Below are 13,496 nucleotides of genomic sequence, written 5' to 3' on the forward strand. Positions count from 1 at the left end.
CTTATTTTTGAAAAAAGGCTCAGATTATAAAATCCAAGCCTAACTTTTCTACTTACACACTTTACGGGATAGTGTCATTATTAATGATGAATTGTTTTTTCTCCCACTGATTTTGCAGATTATGCAGATTTTTTATTTTCTATAGATTACACAAATATTTGCATGAATTTTAAACTTCCATCATCGCACTTCCAGCTTATTCAAAATTTTATTTCCTACAAATTACAAGATTTTTCAGATGTTTGCGGAGTATTTCTAAACTTCCATCATCGCACTTCCATCTTCCACCTCCCATCTTCCATCTTCCATCTTCCATCTTCCATCTTCCCGCCTCAAAACCTTCTCAACCACTCAAACTCTCCCACACTCCAACTCAAAAACCCTCCTACTTCTCCGGCATCACTTTATACGTAGGATCATCCTGAATATTCACTTCAATCACCGCTTCTGCATTTTTCAGCATTTTGCGGCAGTCTTCACTTAGGTGTCTTAAATGCAGTTTTTTATTTTGTTGCGTATATTTTTTAGAGAGTTTATCAAGAGCATCAATTGCACTCATATCAACAACCCTGCTTTCTTTAAAATCGATGACTACCTGATCCGGATCGTTTACAGGATCAAACTTATCAATAAATGTTGTAACCGAGCCAAAGAATAGCGGTCCTGAAATCTGATAATATTTAACCCCATTTTCGTCTGTATATTTTCTGGCACGGATTCTTTTCGCATTGTCCCACGCAAAAACAAGAGCAGAAATGATTACTCCTACCAAAACCGCTAAAGCAAGATTGTGAAGAATAATGGTAATTAATGCCACTGTAATTCCCACAAAAATATCAGATTTCGGCATCTTATTAATGATGCTTATGGAAACCCACTGAAAAGTACTGATCGCAACCATCATCATGACACCAACCAAAGCCGCCATCGGGATTTTTTCAATAAACGGGGCTCCGACTAAAATAATAATTAAGATCGTGAGGGAAGCAATGATTCCGGAAAGTCTGGCTCTGGAACCGGCATTCAGATTCACTAAAGTCTGGGCAACCATTGCACAGCCTCCCATTCCTCCGAAAAAACCGTTGGTAACGTTGGCTAAACCTTGCGCTACGGCTTCTTTATTGGTGTTTCCTTTTGAATTGGTGATTTCATCCACCATAGATAAAGTAAGCAAAGATTCAATTAAGCCAACTCCTGCCATAATTAAAGCATAAGGAAAAATAATCTGTAAGGTTTCTAATGAAAAAGGTATTTCCGGAATATGGAAACTGGGTAAATTTCCGCTGATGCGGGCAATATCTGCAACGGTTTTTGTATGAATTCCGAAACCAACAACCACTCCGAAAACAATTAAAATTGCGATTAAAGAACTTGGAAGGGCTTTAGTAATTTTCGGGAAAAAGTAAACGATAGCAATCGTTAAAGCAGTTAAACCTAACATAATATATAAGGAAGAACTCTGAAGCCAACTTACAACACCGTTTGCATCGGTAATTTTAAACTGTTCTACCTGTGCCATGAAAATGATAACAGCAAGACCGTTCAGGAAACCGTACATTACGGGCTGCGGAATTAATCTTACGAATTTTCCAAGTCTGAAAACGCCGACCAGCATCTGAAAAATTCCGGCTAAAGCTACAGTTGCAAATAAATATTCTGCTCCGTGAGTTTTGATGAGTGCAATTAAAACAACGATGGTTGCTCCTGCTCCACCGGAAACCATTCCGGGACGACCTCCGAAAATAGCCGTTACCAATCCCATCATAAAGGCGGCGTATAATCCCGTTAAAGGAGAAAGTCCGGCAAGAATGGCAAAGGAAAGAGATTCGGGAATCATCGTCATTGCCACTGTAAATCCGGCAAGAAGTTCGTTTTTGAAATTGATTTTTTGTGAAAAGTCGAAAAGTTTAAGAGAATTTTCCATTGGAAAAGTAATGTTTAAGGATTTAATGATATTTTAAAAACAGAAATTGCTGTTTTCTTTTTTAGAAAACAGTTTTATTAAATTTATCAAATCCTTAAGGCGGTGTAACTTCGGAGGAAGTTTTTGTTTTTATTTGCATATTATCTGCAAAGATATTGACTAAAAATTTCTCAGACAATTTTTACCTTCCTTACTTTAAATATTTCACAATATGTTTCCTGTAAAATTATGTTCTCTACAATTATTTCAGAATGTAATATTTCACAACACATACCACATATTTCATTAAACTTTAACTAAAAATAGTATTTCATGAAATTTTATTCCTCATTCTTTTGGACTGAATCCAATTTTTTCTATATTTGATTTCAGAGAAGTTAGTATTTTTTCTAAATATTTAATTCAATTATTGATGATTAATTAATTACAGAAAGAAAATTATCTTACATTATAAAAAAAGGCGTTTACATGATGATAAAGTAGATGATAAAGTAATGGAAATTAGTATTGGTGCTTACAAAAAGTCGGGATAGTTAAAGTTTACTGAACAAAGTAATGAGGATCTGAAATACATGAGGGTACTGCAAAATAAAGCATAAATTCTTGGTTTTACATTTCTATTTATACTATTTACAAGTAAATTCGATTCATTTTTTTTTTGTAAATAAGTATTGCGCTAATTATTAAACGGGCATAACGTAATAAATCGTGCTAAAGTTTTCATATTTTTTCTATATTTTATAATTTCGGACTGCAAATTGCTTATTAATCACTAAGGCTTAAAAAAACCTATGCTATACAAAGACATACATATAGGACAATTTATTAAAGAAAGAGCTAACGAACTTGAAGTTAGTAAAGAAAGAATGTGCAGTTTTCTTAAAAAAGATGAGGAAGCTATCGATAAAATCTTCGAAAGTGCATCGGTAGAAACAGATCTTTTATTAAGATGCTCTAAACTTCTGGAGTATGATTTCTTCAGAATTTACAGTTCGCACCTTATCTTATATGCGCCTCCTTCTGCTGTTGACAAGGTAAAAAATCCGAAATCGGATAAAATTCCGTATTTCAGAAAAAATATTTATACTCAGGAGATCAAAGAATTCATCATCGGAAAAATACAATCCGGAGAGATGACTCATAATGAAATCATCCAGGAGTATTCAATCCCTAAAAGTACGCTTCACCGATGGCTGCAAAAAATTTAAAAAAACATCCCATGCGTCCAAATTACACGAAGATCTATCAGGATATGCTTAAAGAAAAAGATCCTGATAAACTGAACGATCCCAAAGTTCAGCGTCTGATAAAAAATTTAAAAACCACTGAAGATGTTTTGAATTTTAATGAATTGGTTTTCAAGCAATCAAAAGAAAGCCTTGAGAAAAATCAGAAACTGAAGACTTACGATAAGAAAACGATGCTGAAGCTTTTGCAATACCAGAACAAGCATAATTTTTCTACAAATTATATGTCGAAAAAGTATAAAATCAGCAGAACTACCATTGCAAAATGGAAAAAAACGTTTGAAGAAGAATACGAAAAAATTACTTCAAAGAACTGATTTCAAAATAAAAAAATCCGAAAACAAAGCGTTTTCGGATTTTTAATAAAAAGATTACTGACGAGAAAAGAAAAGCGGGGCATCGTTCTGCCGGAGTCGAACCGGATAATCTTGCAGGTATGATCTGCTTCATTATTCCTCCCCTTCGATTGGTGACGAAGTATCTTTTCTCTACGACACTTTATATTTTAAAACAAGGCAACAACCAGAAAGTGCAATGTCGTGCTCTAACCAACTGAGCTACTTTTCCTATTTTAATTTTGTGTTTTTTAAACTGTGGAAAAGGCGGGACTCGAACCCGCGACCCCGTCGTAATGAGCGAAGTAACACTATTCTACGGCACTTGTATATTATAAAAACAGATAAGGTAAAAGGCGAAAAAGGTATTTTTGCTCTTATGAGCGCCGCTCTTACCCGATTTGGGCAGGGAGCCGGCAATTCTACATCTGCGAGAGACTTGCGCTTTCTTTCGAAAACTTTTGCCCAGTTGGTTTTCAACCCAACCTCACCAGTTCGGTCGCCCGAATTACGCTACCTTAGGACCGTTATAGTTACGAAGTAACCTTTCTCTACGACACTTATCTGTAAGTTTTTAAAATTAAAAAAGAGGCAAAAGACGAGAAAACTCTTTATTATAAATCATTTTCAGATTTATTCTGGAGTCGAACCAACATCATTAAGATTAACCGAAGTAAGTTTTCTCTAACGGCACTCTTTATTTTATCAAGGTAAATTTCGTACAGATATTTCTCCGGCGTCCTTACTCAAATTAGACGACAGTTTTTTATTTACTGACAGACATCGAACCTGTATTTCCGGTTTGGAACGAAGTATTTCTGTACTACGACACCCGATATTTTTAAATTCCCTATAAAAAGAGGCAAAAGGCGAAAAGACAGACATGCACCTGATCCCTACTGTTATTCAGGAAATTGCACTTGTTTTTTAGATTTTTTTGGTCTAAATAATTGCTGTTCGAAGTAAGCCTTTTCTACGGCACTCTTTTGTTTTTTAAATCAAGGTAATAATGTGAGAATCTTTCAGTGCTTTTGCTCTACCGTCTGAGCTACATCTCGTTTACAACAGAGAAGGCAGGAATCGAACCTGCGACCCAAAGATTAAATATCGAAGTATGATTCTGAAACGACACTTGATTTTTTATGTTTTTTAAATAGTTTTCTTAAAAATTACAAGGCAAACAGTGATAAAAGCTGTCTTAAAAACCGTCTAACCACTCGACCACACCTTTCGGCGAAAGGATTCGAACCTCTGTACAAATCGAAGTAACTTTTATCTACGGCACTTGTAAGTAATTTTAAAATCGAGCAAAATTTTGAAAGAGACTTTTTCAGTTTGGATTCGAAGGAACTCTTTCTTACGGCATCGATTATTTTTAAGTTTTTATGGTTATTGTTTTTTGTTACTGCAAAATTATTGCATTGGTACGCAATCTTTTTACGCAGTTAAAATTATTTTTTAAAAAAACCAAGTAACATTGTATAAGAGTTTTTGATATCAATTCAAATTTTAAGTAAGACGATGGAACTCTTATGATGACGACATTGGTTGTTTAAAACCGGGCAATGTAACGAAAAGACTCTTGTTCAAGTGGAAATCGAAGGACTTCTTTTCTTACGGCACCGGTAATTTTTTTTAAGTAAGGTGAAAAATCAAACAGACACTTACAGCGGCGCGCTACCCATTTACGCCATTCCAAATGTTCGGAAACAGGACTCGAACCTGTATAACCGCTCCCAACGAAGCAATTCTGTTTTACGACACTTACTTTTTGATTTTCCATTGGGTTTTTCTGTATTTTTTCCAGTTTCTCTGAAACTTAATTTCTTTTGAATTAATGGTTTCATAACCATGTGGAAAACAATAAGAACACCCCATTTCATTTCCATATAAAATTCTGGAAATCTGCACATTTGAAATTTTCTTCGGAAAGTCAACTAATCCAAATTCATTGTATCCGAAAGACTTCTTTAATGTTTTAATTTTTTTCATAAGTATTGAGTATTTAACCTCAATACAGTGTTCCTTTAAGCCATTTTTTATAGTAATTCATGGTTATCTGTTTTTGTTGATGCAAAATTATTGCGTCAGTGCGCATTCTTTTTACGCAGTTAAAATTTATTTTGAAAATATTGACCCGATAATCTCTCCCAGCTTAACAAGTCCTAAAAATGGAAGTAAAATAATTCCTCCAATGAGCAAATAAAATCCTACATTACTAAAAAAGCTGTCTTTAGATTCCGCATAATTTCCTTTTTCTCTTTGCTTTCTTTTAAAATCAGGAATATGTTTTGTTTTCTTAAAGCTATCGGTTTCCAATTGTTTCAGAATATTTTTTGCGTATTCCGAAAGTTGGGTTTTATCTCCCCGAAAAACGATATCTTTTAAAATAGCATTTCCTGAATTGCTTAATGAATTTCTGTAGATTTCAATTGCTTCTTTCATTTCGAAATTCTGAGGTTCAGATAAGATCCAAAACTTTCCGGCTTCATCTTTAAACCCTGAATCATAATAAATCTGAGCCAGTTTGTCTCTTAAAGAAAGATCGTCGGGAAATTCATTAATCAGATTTCGAAGTCTGTCGCAGGCTTTTTTCTTTCTTCCCGCCTTAAGATCCTTTTCAATTCTGTAAAAAATAGTTCCCATTATTTATAATTATTCATTTGTTCGTTTTGAATTTGTTCCTATTTCAAACAGTAGAATTTTCTTAACGTTCGTATAGCTTATTTTTTTAACGCCTACATTTCCTAAGTCGATTGTTAAATTTATATTTCTGTCAAAAGCTTAATAACTCTATCATTGAAATGTATTTGCCGTTCTTTTATTTTATTAATTTCAATTTGCAAATCTAATTCATCGACTTCAAAAACAGATTGTCTATTTTCCCATTCATTTAACAAGTCCTCGGTATAATCGGAAAATTGAATTTTACCATTTTCTTTTTTGTAGAAAATCCACGGATGCCCAATCCATAACTGTGACCAATCTGATGAACTATTTTTGAAAATATATTCCCAATTTTTGATATCCTCAAGATCTGCACAACACTGTGGCTCAAGGAGAAGTTCATTGTCTTTCTTTAAAAGAATTCCTCCATCAAACAGCATCAAGTAATTTTCTTCTTCAATATCTATATCTCTATCATCGAAAACTATTTTTAAAATAATCTTCAGATTTTCATCGTCAATTGTTTCAATATCTACGAAATAAGAATCTTCCTCGATTAATTTTAGATTAAGATCTAAAATAGATATAGCTTTTCGCCATCTATCATCCCGTTCTTCAGAAATTGAAGAGTCTGATAATTCAGGAATCTCATAGTCTTCCTGAGAATATTTAAAGGGATTGATTTCAATAACGTTAAAAAGTTGTATCATTTTTAGCATTTTTTAGCCCCGATCGCAGCATTTGTCTGAGCTCATTTTCTGGATTTCGGCTGTGGCGGCTTTGCCGCCACAGCCGAAATCCAGAAAATAGCGAGTGCGGAGAGCGGGATTAAGCTCCTGAAAATAATGGTTATTAGTTTTATTTTAAAAGCAGTGCCTTTTACAGCACTACTTTTTTAATCATTTCTACGGCAGATTTTTTGTCTTCCAAAGCATTCAGTACGTCGAAAATTTTATCGGACCAACCTGCGATAAGGTATACATCATTTTGTCTGATATCCAAAGGCTGTCTTCCGTAACCCGCCAAGTCAAAAATATACAATTTTGCATTTGGGTGGAAACTTTTATACTGATTCCAAGAATCTTCGAAAGAATTTCGGGTTCCGTTGCTGTTCCAAAGCTGAGTATCGGTGAAAATCATTACTTTATCCACTTTTTCGCGTCTGTTCAGCAAATCTTCGATAACCAGATAACCGTTGGTAGAGTAACCTACTTCACCTTCTCTTTTGTAGAATGCATCCACGTTTCTCAAAATACCGTTTTTAGGCATCGGAACTCTTTTCCAGGTGTCTCCGAATATTCCTGAAATTACATTTTTGCACTGCGACTGCAGCATCATCGACATCAACAGACCAATATCATACAGCAAAACTTTAGATCTTGGAGAAACCGACTTTTGCATTGAAGCGGAAACGTCTGCCGCGATCACCACCGAAGTATCGAATCCAAAACCTTTGATATTTTTGGCACTCACCAAAACCGCATCTTCCAATGCTTCGAGAATGGATGACAGATAAGGTGATTTCATACTTTTCAGTTCTCTGTACGCAGACAAGAATCTGAAAGGCAGCTGTTTTGAATTTCTCACCGCTTTTTCATCCGAAAGATAACTGCAAACTTTCTGCATCGCATCCGAAGAAACGTTGGCTTCCAGAATATTTCTGAGGTTTCGCAACGTTGCCATATAGCCCAGTTTGTTGCTGAAAATCAGTTCTTCCCATTTGTTTTTGAAGGTCGCTTTTCTTTCGGCATCATCGGCAAATTTTGCCTGACCTAATACTGAAAGTTCAACTTCCCAAGTATATGGAGTTTCCAAAGAATCGTTGACGATTTTGTTGAAAATAGCCTGTTGGTTTTCATCTTTTGCTTTCGGGTGAACCAAAAACAAGGCATCTTTCAAGGTTACTTCTGCTTTTCTGTTGTATTTGGCGAACTGGTATTCATCAAATTTATTGAATGATTTTACCAGACCTTTCTGGATTTGCTTTGACAGTTTGTTGAGTTTTTTAAGATCTGTTCTTTCGTTTGCCAATTGGTAATATGCCAAAAGTTCAGTAATTTCATCCGCTCTCTGGATTACGCCATCGATGGTTCTGCTTACCAGGTCTGTACCTGAAGTCTGCTTTGCCAATTCGGTCGTCAAAACCAACGGAATGGAACGCAGATACATATCTTTTCTTGCATAAACTGCCAGTTTTGCTACGAATTCCGGATCATTTTTCTGAATCAGGGACTGAATTCTTGTGAGTCTTTCATTTCCTTTTTCATAAGTGGTATTGGATAATCCTGTTGTAACAACAGCACTGTATAGTTCTTCAGCATGTGTCATGGTATAAGCTTTTGCACCTTCGTAGTTCGTTACTACTTTATTCTCTTTTCTTAAAAAATTAAATTTCATGGTTACTGTTTTTTTTGTTAAACATTTCAGAGGATTATCACTTTCTCCCTGATTTCTGATGCAAAGTAAGGATTCTTTTGCGCAATGTTTTTGCGTAGTATAATTTTTTTGAAAAAAAATTTTATTTAAACACTAATTACACGGATTCTTGCACTAATAATACCAATCTTCTTTGTGAAATCTGTGAAAAAATTTGTGGGATTTGTGTTTAGAAAAAATCTATCATGCATTTTATATAAAGGAATTAATAATTGGGAATTTATGGAAATACGTTTTCTAAATTTGTTTCATTAAAATTTTAAACTCATGATTAAAGGACTCTACGAAACTCATGTTCAGGTGAGTGATCTGGAAAATGCAATAAAATTCTATACTGAAATTTTGGGATTAGAATTTGCCCACAAAGAAGAAAACCGAAGAATTGCTTTTTTATGGATCGGAAAAAACAAGGAATCCATGTTGGGATTATGGGAGCAGAAGGAAAATCTTCAAACAAGGCATTTTGCTTTTACCTCCGAAAAGGAAGATATTCTGAATTATTCTGTCGAATTTCTGAAAAATAAAAACCTGAAACCTTATAATTTTCTGAAAGACGGCATTGAAAAGCCAATGGTTTTTGCATGGATGCCAGCTTTGGCCATTTATTTTAATGATCCGGATGGAAACCAGCTGGAATTTATCTCGGTTTTGGATGGTGACGGAAAACCACCGGAGTTGGGCGTGCTTTCTTATGAGGAGTGGATGGAAAGGAAATAAAAAAACTCCCTTTCAAAAGGAAGCTTAATAATTATTCTGTAGAACATCAAAAATATCTTTTAATTCATCTTCTTTATCAGAAAAATATGATTGTAGTTCCAAATAAACGAATTCTTTAATTTCGAGTTGAACCTTTGGAGTTCCTAATTTAGCTCTTGTTGCACCTAAATAATTTAATTCGCCAGTTACCGAAGCAAAAAGAATAAGATGATTCTTTAACTTAGCATTTGTTATACTCATATTCAAATTCTTCTTGCGAGATTGTCGTTTAAAAAACAATTTCATTCCCTGAAGTATGCCATCCAAAAGTGATCCTCCCAAAGAACTTTCTTTGTAATTTGAATATACCTTTAATTTTGGATCCATCCAGAAACCTCTTACAAAAGCAAGAGCTAACGAATATGAATATTCTGTTTCTTTATCAAAATTTAGCCTAAAAATCAAATCATTATTCAACATTCTTTCTCTAAGTTCAAAATCAATTTTTTCCGATAAGCCATTAGAAAAATGAAAGATGTTTGTTTGCTTTTCGATTCCCGATTCATCAATACTTTTAATTCTCAATTTCGAATTTAAATAAGAAAATCTTTTAAGCAAATGATTAATACTGATATAATCTACGACTAAATTTTTAAAAATATCTTTGTCAATTGTAAAATCAAATTTGATTTTTTTTGCTTTGAGAATTTCATTTTCTATTTTAAATATTCCTTTATTTGAATTTAAAACTACACAATCGTCAAATTCAATTTTTAAATAATCGGATAGTCCGATAAGCGTTGCTATAGACAAATGAAAATTCTCACCATTATAATCATTAATATCTTCTACTGCTTTAGAAATAAAGTCAAATGTTTTTTCGTTTAATCCCTCTATTATTAATTGATTATTTTCTTTAAGAATAAAAGTAATTTCAAAAGTTTCGGTTGCTATTAAATCCTGAATTAGATAATGTATTAATTCATTAAAACCCGCATGATCCAGAGAACCAATATACATTCCAGGTCGTCTTCTGATGTGTTCTATAACATTTATTTTTTCCATCACAATTAAAATATAAATCCCCTTAAATATAAGAATTTAAAGGGATTTTTCTAAATTTAGATTAAGCTTTCTGCAAACACCAATGCAAGATTTTCGCAATATTTTTAGCATCATCTACGCCTCTGTGATGCGTTCCTTCAAGTATAAAATTCAGTTTGCCTAAAGCTCTTGCCATTCCGACGCTTTTACGAATCGTGGGATGCAGTTCTCCGAATAAAGTTTTCACATTGATGTGGTCATCGCTCAAAGGATAATCTACATTAAATCTTCTTGCCTGATTTTGAAGCATATTAAGATCATAATTTCCGTAACTTGCCCAAGTCAGATCTTCGGAATCGTATTCCGCTCTCAGAATATCTAATGCGTCTTCCAGCAAAATGCCATCGTCATCAAGCATTTGTTGTGTAATGGAAGTAAGTTCCGTACAGAACGGACTTACTTTCGAATATTGGGGTTTTACTAAAATTCCCTCATTTTTGGAAATTTTTCCGGTTTTTGCATCCACGATGCACACTCCGATTTCTATGATTTCGCTTTCCTGTCCTCTCGGCGGTCGGTCTTCCCAACATGTGGCTTCGAGGTCTATAATTAATATGTTGTCTGTTGTTTTCATTGTTGTAATATTTAATTGTTAAAGGTTGGAAGATGGATGCGGGAAGATGGAAGTTTTTACAGCGTGTAATTTACTTCCAGCCTCCAGCTTCAGACTTCTAACCCAAATTCACCCCAAAATTTCTCTTAAAATTCTGGCGGCGTTGTAAGCATCGTCTGCTCCGCTGTGATGATTTCCTTCAAAATCCATGTTCATAAAATGTAAGGCTCTTTTTAAACCCATCATTTTAAACAGTCCATTGTATTTTTTGAACTGATACATAATATTGATGTAGTTTTCGGAAAAAGGATTTTCGATACCGAGATAATCGCACTGTTCCATGATCTGCTCTTTGTCAAAGTTTCCGAAACCTGCCCAAGTAAGCTGAGCTGAGTGATATTCATCTTTGATTTTTTCGCAGGCTTCTTCGAAATAGATTCCTTTTTCTTCGATGAGCTGCGGTGTAATTCCTGTAAGTTCTGTACAAAATTTATTGATTTTAGATCTTTCGGGAATTATGTAAATGCTTTGTTTTTTTGAAATTTCCTGCGTTATTCTGTTTAATTCGCAAATTCCTATTTCTATAATATCGGTTTTTTGTTCTGCGGGAATTCTGTCATTTTCCCAACAAGTAGCTTCCAAATCGATAATTACGATTTCGTTTGTTGTTTTCATGATTTTGATTTTAGGTTGGAAGATGGGAGCATGAAGATGGAAGTTTCACACTATGAAAATACTTCCAGCCTCCAGCTTCAGACTCCCAACTTTTTAATTTCTCGGTGCAAACGGAGGTGTCCATTTTTTCCTTTTCATGATTTCCTTTACTTCTTCGTAAGAAACCGGATAAAAATTATGGCAATCTACTCCTACATCGAAACTCAGAGCCATTTCATCGTCGGGTAATGTTCCGTGCGAATGTCCGTAGAGCTGCCAAACGCCGCGGTGCGAACCGTTCCATGTTCTCATGGCGTAATGAAAGAGGATGATTTTCTGTTTGCCGTTGCTGTTTTCAGACTCATCAATTTTCAGTTCGTGATAATCTCTGATGGAAGCAAATCGTTTTGGATACGTCAATGCTGCACCTTCATGATTTCCTTTTATCAAATGAATGTTTCCGTTTAACCGATCCAGGATTTCTTTCGTGAAATCCGGTTTGCCAAGACTTAAATCACCCAAGTGATAAACCGTATCATCTTTACCGATTTTCTCATTCCATCTTTTGATGAGTTCTTCGTTCATGTGTTCCAAAGACTCAAAAGGTCTTTCGGAGAATTTTATAATATTTTCGTGACCAAAATGATGGTCTGCTGTGAAAAATATGTTTGGTTTCATTTTTTAATTGTTTGTTTTTAACTACAATATTTCACTATTTCCTCTGTCATTCTGAACGGAACGAAGTGGAGTGAAGAATCTCTAAAAATCTTTATGTGAGATTCTCTGAACTTCGTTCGCATCCCTTCAGTCTGTGTCAGAATGACAACTTAATGCATAAATTTTGTAATTTTAGTTTTATAAATATTAATTCGTTAAGGTTTCATCACCATCCACAGATCTTTGAAATCCGGAATATGAGTTGTAATCAATGATGAGTTGTGTCCGGAGCTTTCTTTTACTTCGCGCGAACCCCATTCACCACGCTGTCTGTAAGGAATTACTTCTGCCCAGACTGCTTTTGACGGATCTATCGCCAATAAAGCTGCCACAGTATCATGAAGTGCCTTTTCTTTGAGTTCCACTGCTTTAAGAAACAGCTTCAAACCTTTGTTTTCATTTCGAAACGGGATCAGGATTTCGGCATCTTTCTTTGTAAAAACAGCAGCATGACAAACATTTTTACTGATCATCCGTCTCTCAGTCATTGGGATTGAAAGCAGCTTTTCAGCAGCCAATGGATTTCCATTCAGATTGAATGTCGCACAGGTAATTTTTCAGTCAAATTTTTCCAGTCGATGTTCTTTTGGGACAATATTATCGCCTGCAAAACCGCCCTGACAAAACCAGCGATCGAAGAAAACTCCGGTTTCCCACAATGAATGCGGATTTGTAAGTGCTGCCCCCGTCAGTAAAGTACAATCTGGAAATTGATGAAGTGTTTCATTCATAATGTTTGCTGCGGTATCATCCGCTTCTGAGTCTTCAAATTTTCCGATCCAGTCTTGGTAAAAACCTGAAACACGGCTCGCCGAAGATTTTGGAATTCCTGCACCGACGCGGACATCTTCCCTATCCAGAATTTGCAGAACACGTTTTACAAATCCTATCTGATCTTTTCCTCCCGGATGTATGGATACGCTTGCGAGATGAACCTTGGGATGCGTTGCCAAAACAGACAACGTCATCGAATCATCAGGATCAGCCGTTTCCATATCGAAATGAAAAGGTAATTTATTTTGCATGATTATTTTTAGTTTTTTTAAATTTTAGTTGAATAAATAATTTTAATTAATTGATTTATAAAATCATATTAATTTATCGCAAAGAAAAACAAAAGATTTTTTTTACTTATTGAAAGTTGGTAAGCTAAACAAAGGCAC

14 protein-coding genes are annotated in these 13,496 nt (G+C 34.8%); 3 read left to right on the top strand and 11 right to left on the bottom strand.

The genetic code is table 11. The features are described 5' to 3' along the window. Positions 1-385 precede the first annotated feature (385 nt). Positions 386-1,924 (bottom strand): SulP family inorganic anion transporter, encoded by a 1,539-nt coding sequence (locus H6W52_RS16300; protein WP_116099323.1) that lies wholly within the window; start codon positions 1,922-1,924, stop codon positions 386-388. A gap of 791 nt (positions 1,925-2,715) precedes the next feature. Between H6W52_RS16300 and H6W52_RS16305 the strand changes: the two genes are divergently transcribed. Continuing rightward, positions 2,716-3,132 carry a transposase gene (locus H6W52_RS16305; RefSeq protein ID WP_076392800.1) on the top strand — a complete coding sequence of 139 codons (417 nt, stop codon included), beginning with the start codon at positions 2,716-2,718 and terminating at the stop codon, positions 3,130-3,132. A gap of 11 nt (positions 3,133-3,143) precedes the next feature. After that, positions 3,144-3,488, top strand: coding sequence for a hypothetical protein (locus tag H6W52_RS16310; protein WP_076393123.1), 345 nt, complete (start codon positions 3,144-3,146; stop codon positions 3,486-3,488). Positions 3,489-5,270: 1,782 nt separating this feature from the next. On the opposite strand, the gene H6W52_RS16315 is transcribed toward H6W52_RS16310, so the two are convergent. From H6W52_RS16315 to H6W52_RS16330, 4 genes are all read right to left on the bottom strand, one after another. Further along, the gene (locus tag H6W52_RS16315) at positions 5,271-5,498 is read right to left on the bottom strand and encodes a phosphate ABC transporter substrate-binding protein (protein ID WP_116099322.1); all 228 of its coding nucleotides are present in this window, start codon (positions 5,496-5,498) and stop codon (positions 5,271-5,273) included. A gap of 126 nt (positions 5,499-5,624) precedes the next feature. Beyond that, positions 5,625-6,152 (bottom strand): DUF6584 family protein, encoded by a 528-nt coding sequence (locus H6W52_RS16320; RefSeq protein ID WP_116099321.1) that lies wholly within the window; start codon positions 6,150-6,152, stop codon positions 5,625-5,627. 119 nt (positions 6,153-6,271) lie between these two features. Then, positions 6,272-6,883, bottom strand: a complete 612-nt coding sequence (locus tag H6W52_RS16325) for a hypothetical protein (RefSeq protein ID WP_123892004.1) — start codon at positions 6,881-6,883, stop codon at positions 6,272-6,274. Between the two features lie 169 nt (positions 6,884-7,052). After that, entirely contained in the window at positions 7,053-8,570 is a 1,518-nt protein-coding gene (locus tag H6W52_RS16330) for a TROVE domain-containing protein (RefSeq protein WP_116099319.1), read from the bottom strand. Positions 8,571-8,876: 306 nt separating this feature from the next. Between H6W52_RS16330 and H6W52_RS16335 the strand changes: the two genes are divergently transcribed. Continuing rightward, positions 8,877-9,326, top strand: a complete 450-nt coding sequence (locus H6W52_RS16335; RefSeq protein WP_116099318.1) for a VOC family protein — start codon at positions 8,877-8,879, stop codon at positions 9,324-9,326. A 24-nt stretch (positions 9,327-9,350) separates the two neighbouring features. Here H6W52_RS16335 and H6W52_RS16340 read toward each other — a convergent pair whose 3' ends face one another. The 6 genes from H6W52_RS16340 to H6W52_RS16365 all read right to left on the bottom strand — a co-directional run bounded on the left by H6W52_RS16340 (position 9,351) and on the right by H6W52_RS16365 (position 13,358). Then, positions 9,351-10,370 (bottom strand): hypothetical protein, encoded by a 1,020-nt coding sequence (locus H6W52_RS16340; protein ID WP_116099317.1) that lies wholly within the window; start codon positions 10,368-10,370, stop codon positions 9,351-9,353. Between the two features lie 61 nt (positions 10,371-10,431). After that, a complete protein-coding gene (locus tag H6W52_RS16345; protein WP_116099316.1) occupies positions 10,432-10,983 on the bottom strand; it encodes a 3'-5' exonuclease in 552 nt (183 codons plus the stop codon). Between the two features lie 108 nt (positions 10,984-11,091). After that, positions 11,092-11,637, bottom strand: a complete 546-nt coding sequence (locus H6W52_RS16350; protein WP_116099315.1) for a 3'-5' exonuclease — start codon at positions 11,635-11,637, stop codon at positions 11,092-11,094. A 93-nt stretch (positions 11,638-11,730) separates the two neighbouring features. Next, entirely contained in the window at positions 11,731-12,294 is a 564-nt protein-coding gene (locus tag H6W52_RS16355) for a metallophosphoesterase family protein (RefSeq protein WP_116099314.1), read from the bottom strand. A 194-nt stretch (positions 12,295-12,488) separates the two neighbouring features. Further along, entirely contained in the window at positions 12,489-12,821 is a 333-nt protein-coding gene (locus tag H6W52_RS16360) for a hypothetical protein (protein ID WP_123892003.1), read from the bottom strand. A gap of 69 nt (positions 12,822-12,890) precedes the next feature. Then, positions 12,891-13,358: a hypothetical protein gene (locus H6W52_RS16365; RefSeq protein ID WP_116099312.1), complete on the bottom strand. Its 468-nt coding sequence runs from the start codon at positions 13,356-13,358 to the stop codon at positions 12,891-12,893. Positions 13,359-13,496: the final 138 nt, after the last annotated feature.

The organism is Chryseobacterium sp. C2(2020), from assembly GCF_014218915.1.
Classification (GTDB): domain Bacteria; phylum Bacteroidota; class Bacteroidia; order Flavobacteriales; family Weeksellaceae; genus Chryseobacterium; species Chryseobacterium mucoviscidosis.